This is a genomic window from Chryseobacterium sp. BIGb0232 (assembly GCF_024810195.1).
Lineage (GTDB): Bacteria > Bacteroidota > Bacteroidia > Flavobacteriales > Weeksellaceae > Chryseobacterium > Chryseobacterium pennae.
Window position 1 is genome coordinate 1 of the sequence record NZ_JANUEH010000011.1, and the last position, 16,220, is coordinate 16,220.

At 34.1% G+C, this 16,220-nt stretch carries 17 protein-coding genes and 1 other RNA gene; 1 reads left to right on the forward strand and 17 read right to left on the reverse strand.

What is annotated here, in order from left to right:
• Window positions 1–98: 98 nt before the first annotated feature.
• The 12 genes from M2372_RS20010 to M2372_RS20065 form a co-directional block, all read right to left on the reverse strand.
• Window positions 99–800: a GIN domain-containing protein gene (locus M2372_RS20010; protein ID WP_123319019.1), complete on the reverse strand. Its 702-nt coding sequence runs from the start codon at window positions 798–800 to the stop codon at window positions 99–101.
• A gap of 169 nt (window positions 801–969) precedes the next feature.
• Window positions 970–1,350, reverse strand: a complete 381-nt coding sequence (locus M2372_RS20015; RefSeq protein WP_123319018.1) for a hypothetical protein — start codon at window positions 1,348–1,350, stop codon at window positions 970–972.
• Between the two features lie 245 nt (window positions 1,351–1,595).
• Entirely contained in the window at window positions 1,596–2,579 is a 984-nt protein-coding gene (locus tag M2372_RS20020; RefSeq protein WP_228455673.1) for a DUF2931 family protein, read from the reverse strand.
• A gap of 128 nt (window positions 2,580–2,707) precedes the next feature.
• Window positions 2,708–5,038, reverse strand: a complete 2,331-nt coding sequence (locus M2372_RS20025) for a DUF2235 domain-containing protein (RefSeq protein WP_115973775.1) — start codon at window positions 5,036–5,038, stop codon at window positions 2,708–2,710.
• Between the two features lie 104 nt (window positions 5,039–5,142).
• Complete coding sequence (locus tag M2372_RS20030) at window positions 5,143–6,084, reverse strand: hypothetical protein (RefSeq protein WP_123319016.1); 942 nt, start codon at window positions 6,082–6,084, stop codon at window positions 5,143–5,145.
• Window positions 6,085–6,102: 18 nt separating this feature from the next.
• Window positions 6,103–6,408, reverse strand: coding sequence for a hypothetical protein (locus M2372_RS20035; protein WP_123319015.1), 306 nt, complete (start codon window positions 6,406–6,408; stop codon window positions 6,103–6,105).
• Window positions 6,401–6,736: a hypothetical protein gene (locus tag M2372_RS20040; protein WP_148060744.1), complete on the reverse strand. Its 336-nt coding sequence runs from the start codon at window positions 6,734–6,736 to the stop codon at window positions 6,401–6,403. Before M2372_RS20040 ends, M2372_RS20035 begins: the two co-directional genes overlap by 8 nt.
• Before the next feature lie 58 nt (window positions 6,737–6,794).
• On the reverse strand, window positions 6,795–7,322 hold the full coding sequence (locus tag M2372_RS20045) for a hypothetical protein (RefSeq protein WP_115973772.1): 528 nt from the start codon (window positions 7,320–7,322) through the stop codon (window positions 6,795–6,797).
• A complete protein-coding gene (locus tag M2372_RS20050; protein WP_123319013.1) occupies window positions 7,319–8,464 on the reverse strand; it encodes a DUF4280 domain-containing protein in 1,146 nt (381 codons plus the stop codon). The genes M2372_RS20045 and M2372_RS20050 overlap by 4 nt, the downstream gene beginning before the upstream one ends.
• 260 nt (window positions 8,465–8,724) lie before the next feature.
• Window positions 8,725–9,690 (reverse strand): hypothetical protein, encoded by a 966-nt coding sequence (locus tag M2372_RS20055; protein WP_123319012.1) that lies wholly within the window; start codon window positions 9,688–9,690, stop codon window positions 8,725–8,727.
• 138 nt (window positions 9,691–9,828) lie between these two features.
• Window positions 9,829–10,779 carry a glycosyltransferase family 2 protein gene (locus M2372_RS20060; RefSeq protein WP_115973769.1) on the reverse strand — a complete coding sequence of 317 codons (951 nt, stop codon included), beginning with the start codon at window positions 10,777–10,779 and terminating at the stop codon, window positions 9,829–9,831.
• A 17-nt stretch (window positions 10,780–10,796) separates the two neighbouring features.
• Entirely contained in the window at window positions 10,797–11,399 is a 603-nt protein-coding gene (locus M2372_RS20065; RefSeq protein WP_115973778.1) for a DUF4199 domain-containing protein, read from the reverse strand.
• 131 nt (window positions 11,400–11,530) lie between these two features.
• Here M2372_RS20065 and ffs point away from each other — a divergent pair.
• Window positions 11,531–11,628: signal recognition particle sRNA small type (gene ffs, locus M2372_RS20070), an RNA gene on the forward strand.
• Between the two features lie 116 nt (window positions 11,629–11,744).
• Here the strand turns inward: ffs and M2372_RS20075 are convergent.
• The 5 genes from M2372_RS20075 to M2372_RS20095 all read right to left on the reverse strand — a co-directional run bounded on the left by M2372_RS20075 (window position 11,745) and on the right by M2372_RS20095 (window position 16,186).
• Window positions 11,745–12,431, reverse strand: coding sequence for a metal-dependent hydrolase (locus tag M2372_RS20075; RefSeq protein WP_115973768.1), 687 nt, complete (start codon window positions 12,429–12,431; stop codon window positions 11,745–11,747).
• 142 nt (window positions 12,432–12,573) lie between these two features.
• Window positions 12,574–13,020, reverse strand: a complete 447-nt coding sequence (locus M2372_RS20080; RefSeq protein ID WP_115973767.1) for an SRPBCC family protein — start codon at window positions 13,018–13,020, stop codon at window positions 12,574–12,576.
• A gap of 18 nt (window positions 13,021–13,038) precedes the next feature.
• On the reverse strand, window positions 13,039–13,968 hold the full coding sequence (gene menA, locus M2372_RS20085; RefSeq protein WP_115973766.1) for a 1,4-dihydroxy-2-naphthoate octaprenyltransferase: 930 nt from the start codon (window positions 13,966–13,968) through the stop codon (window positions 13,039–13,041).
• Window positions 13,965–15,323: a WG repeat-containing protein gene (locus M2372_RS20090; protein ID WP_123319011.1), complete on the reverse strand. Its 1,359-nt coding sequence runs from the start codon at window positions 15,321–15,323 to the stop codon at window positions 13,965–13,967. The genes menA and M2372_RS20090 overlap by 4 nt, the downstream gene beginning before the upstream one ends.
• A gap of 26 nt (window positions 15,324–15,349) precedes the next feature.
• Complete coding sequence (locus tag M2372_RS20095; RefSeq protein ID WP_123319010.1) at window positions 15,350–16,186, reverse strand: 1,4-dihydroxy-2-naphthoyl-CoA synthase; 837 nt, start codon at window positions 16,184–16,186, stop codon at window positions 15,350–15,352.
• Window positions 16,187–16,220: the final 34 nt, after the last annotated feature.

Below are 16,220 nucleotides of genomic sequence, written 5' to 3' on the forward strand. Positions count from 1 at the left end.
TTTTATTTTAATTATTCTTTTTTATTTGATTAAAAAGTGAAAGAATCGTTTGGTAAACTGGAATTCCCTCCAGCTTCCAACTCCCATCTTCCAGCTCTTTACTCTAATTTCTTATTTTCAACTTTTGTTGTTTTTTCTACTTTAAATGCTCTGATCGGATCATTATAGTAGATGAATTTTGCGGTGTTCTGAATATTTCCTTTTAAAGAGTCTTTTACGTTCACCTCAGCATAGTTTCCATTTTTGGAATCGATATTCAGATTGGTAATTTTCCAGTAAGGGGCAATTAGACTTGCGGTATCGGAAATCTTTATCACTGCATCTTTGGTTAATCCTAAAAAGTTAGCACGGCTTCTGTTATGCATTTCCACTTCTGCCCTTCTTGTGTTGACAGATCCCATGAAGCTTGCATTATTTTTCATATTCAGTCTGAAATTATCGGTTTTAATTTCACTTGAAATATTCACTTCTACGGAGTCTGAAACGGCTACTTTTTCAAGATTATATTTTGAATAGATAGTTACGTTATAAAAATCGACTCCTTTTGTACCTCTTTTTTCTTTGATCGTAAGAGTTTTATCCTTTACATCTACGTCCAGATTACTGGCAACATTGGGATAGGTTTCTATTTCCACAAAGTTTTTCGGGCCTCTGGCATAAAATACACGGAATTTACCATTCAGATCTAGGTTTACAAATTCCGGAACGTCCACATCTTTCTTTTCAATATTTCCTTTTGGGGAAACTTTCCCACAGGAAACAACTGCAACCAGCATCAATGTGTATAGTACTTTTTTCATATTTAATTTTAAATATTCTACTGACGATCATTATGATCTGCTTTATTGAAAGTTTTCCGGGCTTTCAATATTATCTTTTAACAAAAATAGGATTAAAATTTCTAAAAATCTTTGTCTTTTGGCAATAAAATACCTGATAATTTTCAATTTTTCAGTTTTTCAGGGAAAGTTATTTTTTTGCTTTTATTTTTTTATAAAACCAGGTATCAGACTTCTCAGACGCTGATGACAACAGCAGATAATCCTTATTGATATAAGCAATTTTCATCCGTATTGTATCCTTACTTTCATTGTATTTCATTTTCAGTAGGTTATTTTCCTTTTGGTAATTTCCAGTAAGATCTTTGGAATCAAAGGAGTTATTGGGATGAAAACTCAAAATACCTGTTCCGTATCTGGAGCGGTTCTGCTTGTTTTTCAGGGTATCTATCTTTGGTACTGTCCCTTCATATAGTTCTATAAATTCCCATGAACCAATAAGCTTATTGGATGAACAGGAATATATAGACAATAGGACTGCAACAGCTAACAGCCTTTTTACGTTCAGCATTTAATTTTATTTAAGGTTTGTTTGGCGTAAAAATAAATAAAAAAACACCCTATTTACTATGGGTGCTGTTCTTTATAGCGTTTGCAATTGGACTTATTAATTTTTACGCAAAGGTTTAATAAGCTTGTAGAATATTTTTAAGGAACAAAGGTGAAATCAATTTCATTAATTTTTTTCAAGCGGATGGATAGCTGTCCTCTGTTAAGGTTTGATAGTATACTTTTTTTATCCATTTTATATTCATTCTAGCCACCCCAGATTCTTTTTACTTTAAATTTCTCTAAAGCTATCTTTTTATCTTTACACTGTACAACTACTTTAAAATCATTATACATAAAGCCGGGAACCAGAACAATGTCTATTGGTTGATCAGGGTATAACTTTCTCATTTCACCAAAAACCTCTAACATTTCTTGATCATTAAAAATAATCTCTGCATTGTATTTGGCAAAATAAAAGTTAACATCATAAGGAATTCCATCCGATTTATAAGACTCAACAGCTTTGGCATCTATTAAAAACTCAGATTCTCCATTATAATTAATACGATATAATCCTGTAATTTTGTCTTTATTATCATAAGGAGCCAGTACAAAACGGTAAGTATATTTTTCTCTGTATTTATCCCATAACCCAAAAGGAATACCCGTTTTTTCAATTGCTGTTTTTGTACTATCAGAAATATTTATTGAATATTTTTTATCAAAAAATTGTTGTTGAGTTTCATCATATTGTGGATGGGGTCTAAACTTATTTTTATCTACAGTTATTTCCTTTGCCTGTAAACGACAAACCTCTCTGCGGTGATGATTTCCTGATAACCAAACAACAACAACCCCTCCAGGTGCTGCTCCTATAGTAATTTTGTCATATGTGCTTTTTTCCCATGGAAAATTGCCATTATTATCAGGATTTCCCTGTACCATAAATCCCTCTTGAAATAATTGAAGTATTTTTTCTTTAGGTAACTCTGCATCTATCTTCCAAAATTTTTTTTCTGCATAATTAACATATGTAAGATCCAGATGCGATGGAATTCTACTTCCTCCTTGTCCACCAGCATCTCCATCATATTGCCAGCCCCCATCTTCAACACCCGTTTTAGGTACTCCACATATCAGCTCTTTTTTATCATCCGTCAATACTCCTATATGTACTTCTACAGGATATTCTTCTGGTGCAGTCATCGTTACCATATAAGAAAACTCTTCTTGTTGACTATTTTTCATCTTTGGTGTATCATTTTTTTTGCATGCTAGTAATAGAAATATACTACAAAGCAAACTGAGAATATATATTTTCATTATTTATTTTTCTTAAATCCATCCTCATCTCATTTCTAAAACATGGAAGTTTATTAATATACGGTTCTTTTTCTTTTCCCATCCACAATATTAGGATAATTTTTCTGGGAAATAAGATCAGATCCAGACTGTCCGTAAGTAGCATTCCAATGTAGGTAATGGTTTCTTAAAAACTTAATTTCTTTATTCTTTTTTTCTGCTTCTGCATCATTACGTCTTTGACCTTCCAACTGACGCTGTTGCCAATCCGCCACCGCTTTTCTATCACCTGTGGCATGTACAATGGGAGGTTCCTTATACACTTCAGGCTCAGTAAACACTAAAGGCTTTCCTCCATTAAAGCTATATTGTTTCAATTTCTCTTTAATACCTTCCAAGAACTTAACATTATCAGAAATCCAATTTTCCTGAAATTTATAATCATCAGTCACACCCTCTCCTTTAATAGGTATACTTTTTTTAGTGCAGAAGCTTACCATTAGATGCAGTGGAATAAAACTATACTGATTGCTAAGTTTTCTTTCCCCTTCAAGCCTATAATTGTTAACGGTAAGTCTATAAAAAGGGTCTGCTTTTATCGTAAGTTCTTCTGGCAGAAACCAACCTTGTCTTATCAGTTCTTGGGAAAGCGGATATAAAGAGTCCTTAATAATAGTTGCATCTATTCTTTTCGGATTATCAGTCCATCCTTCTACATAAGCACCTCCTACATCACAATGCACCCCAGGATAATGCAATTCAATTCCTCCTTTTTTACCACTGTCAGGAGAAACTTTAGCTACAGAAGAAATATCTACTAAACTAAAATTCGCACGATGCTCATCTGCTGCTACCATATGTACTACATAATCTGCTCTGTTCACATCATTTAACCCAAGATCCTTGGAATCATTCGATTGCAACAATCCATGGTGGGGTACCGTATCATAAATCCCCACAAATCTGATTTTTATTTTTGTCTGCTCATCCATTAGTCCTGCTTCGGAAAGCAATTGCCCTAGATATCCAAAGGCTGGCATTACCCCATTAGCATAAGACTCTGATATATTATATCCAAACATATCTTTAACAATAAAACCTTCCTTCCAAGCTTTTGTACGTGCTCTATAACTTCCCTGAGTCACAACATGTACAAAATGTCTTGCAGCAGCAGCTCCACGACTAAATCCAAAAACATCAAATGTTAACGTACCTACTACTTCTTTGCCTTTGACTACATTATTAACTATTTCTGTTTTAATATCATTTATTGATTTCCTTACTCTATCCATAATTCCAGCAGGCCCCATTCCAAAGGCAGGCCCCATCATCATATCATCTCCTTTATAATCATTTGTATTTAATACATCTCCATAGTTTTTAGGAGCTGTATTAGTTCCCATTCCTTCTGTATAAACTCTAAATATTTTATCATTTTTACTTTTCTTATAGTTTTTAAACAAAATAGCTGGATTAGAGAGGTCGTTTTCAAAACTTGTTTCTCCTTTAGAAGGTTTTCCATCTACAGCTCCACCCTTTTTCTTATAAATTTTTTGGGCTTCATCATCAGTTACTCCCGATATTTCAGCTTTAATAACATCTATACCAGTTACTTTTTGCCTGATCTCCGTATTATACATATTATTAAGAGTACCATCCAAGAAAACTCCAAATGTAAAATTAACAGGAGCTTTTTTTGTCTTAGCTACAGAATCCACCTTCCCCACCACAACAGGATTACTTCCTACACGGGGTGGCACCAGTTTAGAAAGCTCATTTTTAACCTGCAGCTGTATGGTATCTTTTATCTGATTAACCTTATTGCTGTACACTACCTTGGCGTAAAATTCATGTACACTTTCGTCCACATAATCCATGCTGTTCAGCTTTTTCTGATAGACCTTTATATTATCGAAGGTGATATAAGCGTAGCCTTTTTTATCTACATACGGTTCATAGGTTCCCATATTTCTTGAGGAATCTTCATCATGTCCGTCAGCGTATTCATCTTCATAGATGGTTACCTTTATTTTGTCATTGGCAGGGATATTTTTGGTTTTGATAACCAGTTTTACTGTATCCAGATAGCCTACAATACGTTTTCCGATTTTTTCATTATTAATATCCAGCCAATACAAATCTTCTATTGCTGGCATTGCAGCGAGAATCTGTAAATTGATGAAATAACTCATTTCTTTACCATGGATATCAACAACAGCGGTTAGTTTCACTGTTTTTCCAGCCATAGAAGGGTTAAAATTAAAAACGCCATTGGTACTTGTAGCAAGCACTTTACCGGCGTACTCCACCTTCCATTGTTTTACCTTTGGATTTCCTGTAGCCGCACTGATGGTATACGTATAATTCTTACTGGCAAGCGGGCGTGTATCTCCTATAATGACCATATTACATGTGTTTTTTAAAAAGTAACCTATTTCCAATTATTGTTACCGCTCAATATCAATCTGTTATTTTAGAATATTGCTCAGAAATAGCCTACTGCAATTAATTATTTAATTTTTATCTTATTTATTTCCAAAACACCTTTCGATTTCAGATATAAATGATCGGCAGGAAATGTTTTGTATATCTTTTGTTTTGTTTCAAAATTTGTTTCCTTACCCAATCCCACCTGAAAAGCAGTGATCTTTTCATTAAAGACCTTCTTCGAAATATCAAAAGTCTGTTCACTATCTGTAATTAACCGGCTTTCATTATTTCTATGAATAGCATATCTGAAAACTCCCTGATGATGCGACAAGATCTTTTTTTCTAATGCCTGATCTCCTTCTGCAGATTCTTTTAAAAGATATTTTAAAACTCCTTTTCCATCATAATCAAACTGTATATTCCATTTATCCAGATAATCTGAAGCCTGAGATCGATAAGATTCCATATAAGCCTTTAATACCCTGAAATCATTATGCTTATATTTTTCAAGGGAAGAAATACATCTTAGTTCTTCAATATTGTAATCTTCGAGAAAGTCTTCAAGAAAGTCTAGTAAATCCGGAATATTTAAGTTTTCATAAACACTTTTATGGAGATAGTTATAATATGCATCGTTCAGATAAAAAATATCTTTATTATTTATTGTAATTGTCTTTCCCTGATTATCAAATCCCAGATTCATATTACTCTCATCACTTCCTTTACAATGCAACACTATTTTATCCGTCTTTTTTTCAAGAATATACAATGACGGTTCTTCATTTTCTGTTACTGCTGAATTATAAAAGCTATAATATACTACACTGTCCTTTTTAGCATTATATCCATAAACCCGCTTCATTATATTCACTTCATCTTTTTTATCTACCTTTTCATCAGCAACATATTCTTCCCTATCAACCGTTTTATTCACTATATAAACAAGAGTATAAGGCTTAGAAGACTGAGCTAAAATATGTATGCCAACCAGAAATAATATAAAAGAGATCCCATTTTTCATGATATCATTGTACAATTTCTATTTATCATTCACAACCTGTAGGGAATCAATCATCTTTACAGAATAATTCTCCAGTTTCAGATTTTTAAATGCATATTTCTTTTTATACTGCTTCCTTCCCCAGGATTCAAGCTGAATATGATCTAAATACAACTCATTTACTTTATAAGACACTTTAACTTTTGAATACATTTTTGATGAATTCCCCTTTTCCATAGAGATTACAAAACCTTTTGGGTCAGGTATTATTTCCTGAAATGTATTGGGTTCATCCTCATATAAAGCATTTTTATAGACATTTGTTTTTTGAGTAGCATTATGCATAGACTAAAATCAGATTTCCATATGTTTCTTCAGGAAAACAATCTCCATAAGAATCATTCTGAGTATAAAAAGGATGGGCTATCATCACACTGTCTTTGGTATTGAAGGATAAACTTTTTTCTGCAGTATAAAATTTGGAGAGTAATACATTATACTTACTGTTAAAACCCTTCATACTCTGCTGACAATTGGGATCCTTTGCAGTATACCCTGCCGGCGCGAAAATAGTATCCTTCCTGAACGAATTCTGAATGGTTTCAAGCTTATTATTGTTTTTGCAAAAATAAAATAAGGTAGATATCATAAAATAAAAGTATAGTGCTTTCATAGTATTATAATTTAGTCAATGATATTTCACTTATCTCTTTTATGAACATATTGTTGTTCTATTTTTCCAGATACATTTCTACAAAACGGTTATTCTTAAAGATCAAATTACAATTAGCATACTGTTTACCATTTTTTACAATTAGCTTAAAGCCCTTTTTATCATTTAACAGAGTATAAGAAGACTTTTTAAAATATTTTTTAAAAGTCTTAACACTTGTATTAGTATTTAAAATCAGAGAATTTCCATTAGTTTTAAGCTTTAAATTAAAACTCTTATTTGGCTTTACATAAGTGATAAATATTTCATCATTCAGATTTTCATTATAGCTAAAAACAAGGTTTTTAGAAAAAACCGTATAAAAAATATCTTCAGATTTGAATTCACAGAATGGGATGTTCATTTCTTTTCCTGTAAATACCTTTGCATTGGTTTTAGTATCATCAATGTTTTTTCTAATACTCTGAAAATTGCTATATAACAAATGATTATTAACCATAATATTTTTAAAATCTATTGTATCATATGTTTGAGCATTCAGGACAATAGAAAAAAGTATAATGAGTATTATTTGTAGTTTTTTCATTTTTCCTTGGGTTTTGTGATATTTACTTCCTGCCAAAACATAGTCAGTCCATATTGTGCTACTGATTTCAATCTTATTTTATTTTTATTTGTCATACCTTTATAATTGGCTACTGCATATTTTTTCTGTGGAATATTAAAAAATTTTGTTCCAAATTTTGTTGAAACAGCCAATTGCCAAGAGTTATAATTGTCATTGTTAATATCCCACCCCATAACATTTACTTTAAACATAAATTTACCATTGGAAGAAATATCATGATTATCACTTGGCAAATGGGTCTGTTCTGCACCGTCCCATTGTTTTGCACCATTACTATAATCTTTTCCGTCAATTAATGCATTAATTTCAGCTGCTATAGAAAATACCATTGCCTCATTTTTATTCCTATCTGAATCAGATAGTTTTCTGAATTTCTTTGCAAAATCTGAATTTATCCCATATGCAACTTTATTCCTTTTATGTACACTAGCAATTGCAAAGAACTCATATTTATCAATAACATTATAAGCTGCTGAACTTTCCCCATAAATTGTAGAAGAATCACTAATAAATTTATCATGAGTTGAAGCAAGCTTTTTTATATTTATAAAAGTTTCTTCCTTACTCCCCCTTCCCTCACAAGCATAAACATCATTTTCCTTTCCCTTTTTTTGATCTGTGACTTTCCCTTCATACATTCCATTATAGTTATAATAATATCCGTTTAGCTTTTCCTCCAAAATAGGTACCAGCTGTGCCAGCACTTCAGGTCTGGCATTCGCCACATTCTGTGGAGTAGGTTCCGCCGTTTGTCCGTGGAATACAATTTTTATACTGGAAGCATTGCTTACCGCACAGGTTGCTTTGGAATCTTCGAGAAGTGCTTTCCCACTGTTGTCTTCTACTGTGATCTTATCATAGAATCCGTCCCATTTTGTTACGGCCGGAACGCAGGGATTGTTGTTGAGCTTTTTGCAGCTTCCAAATGTATTTTTTTCAAAAGTGGGTCCAATATCGGCATGAGTAGCCATCAGCTTTTGGGCACCGTCTTTATCGTTGATGTATCTTTTGGATTGGGTTTTCACCATAAGCTTATCAGTAGTGCTTCCGAAATCACAGCTACAGACAGCTCCCTGGCATACCAGATGTTTTTCGCTCATCGTAATTTTGTGTTTTTTTAATTCATAATTGACTATTCTTCCTTAAAGCATCTCCTGATCATTCAGGGTACTGTATGAGGATAAAAGAGTATTAAAACATCCTGACATCAAAGATATCCGGTTTCAAAAACACATAAACACCTCTTTTTCAGGAAGAATATTATTTCAAACAACAGAAAATAGGATCGAAATTCAGGGTTGATTTTCTTTTTCAGAGACAGGAAATATATTCATAACATTATTTTTAATGATTGGGTAAATCAAATATAAGATTTCTGCTGATAAATTTCAATATAAATCTTTATTTCTTCATTTCTGTAAAAAGTTGACAATTCCGCTTCCACAGAAGTTATATACTTTGTATTCTTATCTACTCTATACATTACATTCAAACTTCCTCTTTTTCCGCCTACTTCTCCATTATCTTCTTCCTCACCAGTTACATGAATTAAAATCTGATCCTGTTCCGTAAATGTTTTCTGCATTGAAAAGTGAGCTGCATAAGAAACAAACTGATCAATACCTGAAAAATTAAAACTCAGAGATTCTTCTTTCTCATAATCAGGATATGAAGTATATAAAGGCAAAAAGAATATCGGATAAAAGATATTAGTGTAAAGATCCTCCGGGGCTTCATCTATATTTTCATAAAAACCGTTCAACTTATTGATAAACTCTTCTGCCACAGAGCCTACGTAATACTGTTTTATTTTAGGAAGGTACTCTTTTTCCCATCGTTTCCGGATCTCTTTTCCGTTTAAAATTTTATCAATCTTTCCATCTTTTTTCAAAGAAAAATCTAATGGATAAAGAGCTTCTGACGCAGATTCTATCAGTTTTTCCATCATCAGTTCCAATTCCTGATCGTCTACATACATTTTCCTTTTTGTAAAAGAAACTTTATTTTCATATTCTCTCTGAATATCCACAAGGTAATGCATCTGAATCCCAGAGAGAGCGTCTTTTATCAATACTCCATAAGTAAGATCTGCCAGAGTATCCGGAAGATCAATTCTTGAATTAACGATCTTATCCTTCCGTTGAATTTGTATATCAGCAGGAATATAGAGGTATTTTATATATTTTGGAAGATGATCCGGAAGGATTTCATGCAGGGAACAATGTTGATTATGAAAGGCAATCAACTCTTTCTTTGGGATATTAAATTCCTTGGATAAAATTTCCAGATCCGCCAGATTACCGACTTCAATTCTTATACTTTCCATTTGTGTTTTTTATCATCCTACACTAAGATCGGAAAATAAATTAAATGAATCAAAAAAAAATCCCTTAAAAAGCCTGGTACTTTTTAAGGGATCATATTGTTTTAATTCTAAATTGATAAAATACAGTTGTTTTAATTCCTATATCACTTCGTCAATATTATAATTCTTATGCTCACGATTGGTTCTGATAATCATTTCTCCCAGGAATCCTGCTACAAAAAGCAGTGTTCCCATAATCATCATGGTTAAAGCAATGTAAAACCAAGGATTATTTGTGATTAAATGACCATAGATTCCTCTGGCTACATCAATCAGTTTTGAAAGTCCCAGCCAAAGTGCCGAAAGGAAACCGAAGATAAACATCAATGTTCCTACCGCTCCGAAGAAATGCATAGGTCTTCCTCCAAAACGGCTTACGAACCAAAGGGTTACCAAATCCAGAAATCCCCTTACAAATCTCTCTGTTCCGAATTTTGAAGTTCCGTAAGGTCTCGCCTGATGCTGTACCTCTTTCTCTGTAATTCTTCTGAAACCTGCATTGGCAGCCAATACCGGAATATAACGGTGCATATCTCCGTATACATCTACAGATTTTACCACCTGTCTTTTGTAAGCTTTCAATCCACAGTTGAAGTCATGAAGATAAACTCCGGAAACCTTTCTTGCTGCTGCGTTGAATAGTTTTGACGGAATATTTTTCGTCATTACATTATCAAAACGTTTCTTTTTCCAGCCGGAAACAATATCGTAATTGTCATGAATCACCATATTGTACAGCTCAGGAATCTCTTCCGGAAAGTCCTGTAAGTCGGCATCCATGGTAATTACCACATCCCCGTTTGTTCTTGCAAAAGCGGCATGAAGCGCCTGTGATTTCCCATAATTTCGGGAAAATTTGATAGCGTGGATCTGAGGATACTGTACTTTTAAGTTCTCGATAATACTCCACGATAAATCCGTACTTCCATCATCTACAAACCAGATCTCGTAAGATAAATTACTGGTTTTGCAGACGTTGTCAATTCTTGAAAAAAGCTCTTCCAGAGAGTCTTCTTCGTTCAGTAACGGAATAACTATAGATAAGTTCATTTAATTTTAATAAAAAATTAGTCTTGATTGGTTTCTTCGGGCTGATAGATACTTCTTGTTCTGAAAAATGCTCCGAAAAACACCGACAAAACTACGTAAAATATAAGAATTGCTGCAAAATATCCTGAAAAATGACTTGCGGTAAGCATATCTTTTCCTTTTACAGCCTCCGGACTAAAGCTCTGAAGCCTTTCATTATACTTCTGATCCAGCTCGTCAATATCTTTCTGATGCTTCATAATCTTTCTCGCAGAAGTATATTCCGTATCCAGTTCCGACTTCTGTCTTTGAACATATTGATAGTTCAAAAGCTTTTTTGCATCAGTATCTGCAAAGTTTAAAAAAGCATAAATACTGAAAATCGAAAGAATTCCTCCGATGAACATCGGAACGAATGATCTTTTGAAAGCTTCTTTAAAAGTTACCACGCGATGGTTGTTCCAATATAGTTTCACTGACCAGAATGCTGCTCCGGCATATAAAATAGGCAGCACAAATGCATTGGCTTTCAGTGATATATCAAAATAATTGATTCCTGAAAAAAAAGTGTACACTACAAAAAAAACGATCATTGTAGCGATAAAAAGTATAATTCCTAATGTTGATGGACTTTTCGTCATGTTTAAATTTTTAGAAAAAAGTTGAAAAATTATCCTCCTAAATGTCAGCTGTTTAGCTCTACCACTGCATTTTTTCGACAAATTTTCTTTAATAAAGTTTTGAAGTTTACAAATATTTCCTACCTTTGCAACGGCAAGTCCTAAACAACCAGCTCCTGAGAATCCTCCAGGGTGGGAACGCAGCAAAGGTAATTGGTCGTAGCGGTGTGATTTAGGTAGCTTGCCATTTTTTTTTGGTTTAAAGTGAAGAGAGAGGTAATTTGATAATTATCTTTTTTTGTTTTTAATACCTTAGTCATTATTTCCATTGTTTCTAATTTCGGTTTACCCCTTTCTTATTATTGATTAAAATTCGAACGTCTCCCCTAATGTTGGTAAAACAAGTTCTACATTTTTATCTGCGAAATGCTTTAATGCACTTTCATGATTGATCTCAATAGCTGGGAACGTATCAAAGTGACATCCGATTACTTTTGGAGTTTTTAATAGTTCTGCTGCTGCGAAAGAAGCTTTTCTAGGACACATTGTGTAATGACTTCCAATTGGAAGGATAGAAAGATCAATATTCCCGTATAATCTTGGAAATAGCTCCATATCTGCCATTACTCCTGTATCTCCAGCCAAATATACATTCTTCCCTTCAGGCAGTCTGAAAATATACCCTACAGGAACACCGCCATAGCTTCCATCCGGGAAAGAACTTGTGTGGTGAGCCGGAACCATGGAAATTTTAAGATCGTCGATTTTTGCCGATCCTCCGAGGTTCACATCATCTGTATTTTTAGCCTGTGTAAAGTATCCGCATACTTCCGGTACTCCAATTACGGTTGCTTCCGGATAATGCTGCAATACTTCCGCTACATCAGCAATGTGATCCCCATGAGCATGAGTCAACAGAATGTAATCGATTTTTTGAGCGGTAATATCAAAACCTGATTCCGCTTTTTTGTAGTTGTAGAAAGGGTCACTTAAAATTGTCTTGTCCTTGTACGTGAACAGAAAACAATTTTGCCCTAAAAATTGTATTTTCATTTTAAATTTAATTTCAATTATTATTAAACACAAATGACTCAAATGTTTTCACCAATAGCACAATAAGGTTAGTGACATTCGTGAAAATATTCGCGTCATCTGTGTTTGTTTAAAAACGCAAAGCGTTGTTTATTTACTTTAACTATTTCGATGGGAATTTATCTTCAATAAGTCTCAGATTGATCCCATGTTCCAGATACGCTTTACAACCGTCTAAAACTGTCGTAAAACCGCCTGTATTATCATTAACCTGTCTTAGGAGCTCTTCACCTGTTTGAGTGAATCCATAGCTCTTAATAATCACAAGAGTTCCATTTTCCATGGTTTTAAACTCATAGTCTACGTTTACAGAAGCTTCTCCCCATTCTGTCTTAATCAGTTGGTTCGGAATAATCTGATGAACGTTTACCACGTTTTTCACCCCATACATTTCCCATTCCCAGGTTACTGTTTTCCCTTCTTCTAATTTTCCGGTAGATTTTGTAAACCAGAAATTAGTGGTTAATTCAGGATTGATGAATGCTTCAAAAACATCTTCAACCGGTTTTCTGATAAGCATTTGTGCTTCAACATAGACATTGGAACTCATGATATACTATTTTTAGATTTAGTTAAATAAATTAAGTCCGGCTGCCGTAAGAATAGCCATTATAAACGTCATAATTCCTACCTGCTTTAAATACTGATCTAATTCTTTCGGCTCTTTTACTGACATGATGCTTCTTCTCAGTTTCGTCAAAGGAAACATTAGGATCATCACAATAAAAGCATAATAGTTTTGTTGCTCAAAGAATCCATTAATTCCCAGGAAAGCCAAGATCAATATCAATGGAAGATTTAACAGGATCATTTCATAGATCATTGCATTTTTGAATCCAATTCTCAATGCAAAACTGTTTTTTCCTGATAGCTTATCACTTTCGATATCTCTCATATTATTCAGGTTCAAAACAGCCATACTCATCATTCCTATTGCAGTTCCCGGCAACAGCATATCCCAGCTGAATGTTTTGGTAAACAGGAAATAACTTCCGCATACAGAAACCAATCCGAAGAAAATAAATACAAAGATATCTCCCAATCCCATATACCCGTAAGGCTTCTTCCCTACTGTATATCCGATTGCTGCCAAAATACAGGCCACACCCAATCCGATGAAAATATAAAATTCATTCATATAATCCGGAATGAAAGCTACGTATAACAAAGCAATGGTAGCAACAAATGACAATGCTGAGAAAAGAATCACTGCATTTTTCATCTGCTTAGCTGTAATTTTCCCTGATGCTACTGCTCTTGCTTCCGCTTCATTGATTCTTTTTGCATCAGTTCCTTTTACCCCATCGCCATAATCATTAGCATAATTTGATAAAATCTGATATAAAAGGGTTACCAAAAGGGCTAAAGCAAAAATCTTCCAGTCCCATGTTCCTCCTTCTCTGTACAGCCTCCATTTTGCGATGAAAGCTCCCATAATAATCCCGCTTAATGATAGCGGTAAAGTTCTTAGCCTTGCGGCTTTTATCCAATCTGTCATTCTATTTTATATACTGAATTTATAAAATTATTTGAATCATATTCTATTTCTGTAGGTTCGAGATTCATACCCAATAAACTGTAAGTAAACCACTTGCCACCATGAACAATCAATTCATCAACAGTATCCCCATCCCATTCATCGGTACATCTTGAACAACGTAACAGTCTTCCACCTTCATTTAAAAGAAAAACATTTTCGCTTATTTCCTCAATCCAGTCGTATACGCATGGAATGAGAATTTCTTCATTTTCATTGATGATTCCCCATTTACCATTGGGATGAAAAATGTAAACCAATATATCTGATCGGATTTCATCCAGTTTAGCCTGAACAATTTCAATTTCAGGATCTTCTTTTTCATATCCTGTAAAATGATACCAGCTTCCCTGAAAAAACTTATATTTTTGACTCATTGAACATTTTTCAACAAAATCATAAACCTGCTTCAAGAGCTGCTCTCCATCAAAATTGATAAGACTAAAGCCTACTTCATCTGTTGACTTATTATAAACTCTGAGACAATTCTCTCCAATTTCATCAATATGATTGAAACCGGGATAGGTTCTTTTCTTATCACCTTTGGTATCGAAACAGATTATTTCATTTTCATCTATAGCAAAAATGGTTTCTTCAGCAGGGCGAACTACTACATCAAGATAAGCTTTATCTAAAATAAAATTTCCATGATTATCCACTGTCTGTTTTTTTACAGCTTCACCAGAGCCTTTAATATACACAACAAACAGATCATATCGATATACCTCACCTACATTGAAACCATCCAGCTTTATTTCTTTTACTTCATTATCAATAACCGCAACATGAGGAAATAAATTAAGATAACGTTCTTTTTCCTGCCTGATAAATCTTCCTTTCGCATCAAAATAATATACCTGGCCTAATAAGGATTCCGAGTTTACAGGATCTTGAAAAGAGTTTCTACAAACAAAAACATTAAATAGGCTGTAAAACTGTATCGAATCAAAATAAGGCATTATGAGTATATTATTATTCTCTTCGGAACAAATCCCATAACAGGTTTTATATTTCCAAGGATAAATCGCCTTCGTATCCGTCAGATAAATACTCCTAAATCTTGAATCATAACCTTCAGAAGACATTTTACCTACTTCAAACTCCTGATCATTTATATTGGAACGATACCATTCGTGTTCGGGTTTTAATGGATTCAGTGGAAAAAAATCTTTCGAAGAGAAATCTTTATCAAGATTATCATAGAAATAGCGATCTGACAAATACTGTTCAAAGTCGACAGAGAGAAGAAATTCACTTTCCTTCCTTCTTTCTTTACTTGCTCTATTTTTTTCAAGATCTTCCCTACTGATTCCCATAGCCTACAAAAATAGTTTCCCGGAATTTATGAGATCCATTGATCGTCTCCGAAATTCGGTTTTCTTTTTTCAAGGAATGCATTTCTTCCCTCTTTAGCTTCTTCTGTCATATACGCTAAACGGGTTGCTTCTCCTGCAAATACCTGCTGGCCAACCATTCCGTCGTCTGTAAGGTTCATTGCAAACTTCAGCATTCTGATAGACATTGGGGATTTTCCTAAAATTTCCTGAGCCCACTCGTAAGCAGTATCTTCTAGTTCTGCATGTGGAACTACTTTGTTTACCATTCCCATTTCAAAAGCTTCCTGAGCAGAATAGTTTCTTCCTAAAAAGAAGATTTCACGGGCTTTTTTCTGTCCTACCATTTTTGCAAGGTAAGCAGATCCGTAACCACCGTCAAAGCTTGTCACATCAGCATCAGTTTGTTTGAAAATTGCATGCTCTTCACTTGCTAAAGTAAGATCACATACAACATGAAGTGAGTGTCCACCACCTACAGCCCATCCCGGAACTACCGCAATTACCACTTTAGGCATAAAACGGATCAGACGCTGAACTTCCAGAATATTTAAACGGTGTCTTCCGTCTTCTCCTACATACCCCTGATCACCTCTTGCTCTTTGATCTCCTCCACTGCAGAAAGCCCAGCCTCCGTCTTTAGGACTTGGTCCTTCTCCTGAAAGTAAAACAACGCCTATTGAAGGGTCTTCAGAGGCATCATAAAAAGCATCATATAATTCTGAAGTTGTCTTTGGCCTGAAAGCATTACGCACTTCCGGTCTGTTGAAAGCAATTCTTGCTACACCATTACATTTTTTATAGGTAATATCATCGTATTCCTTAACGGTTTTCCACTCGATCATCTTGTTAAAATTTTTCTCAAAGATACGGAATTAC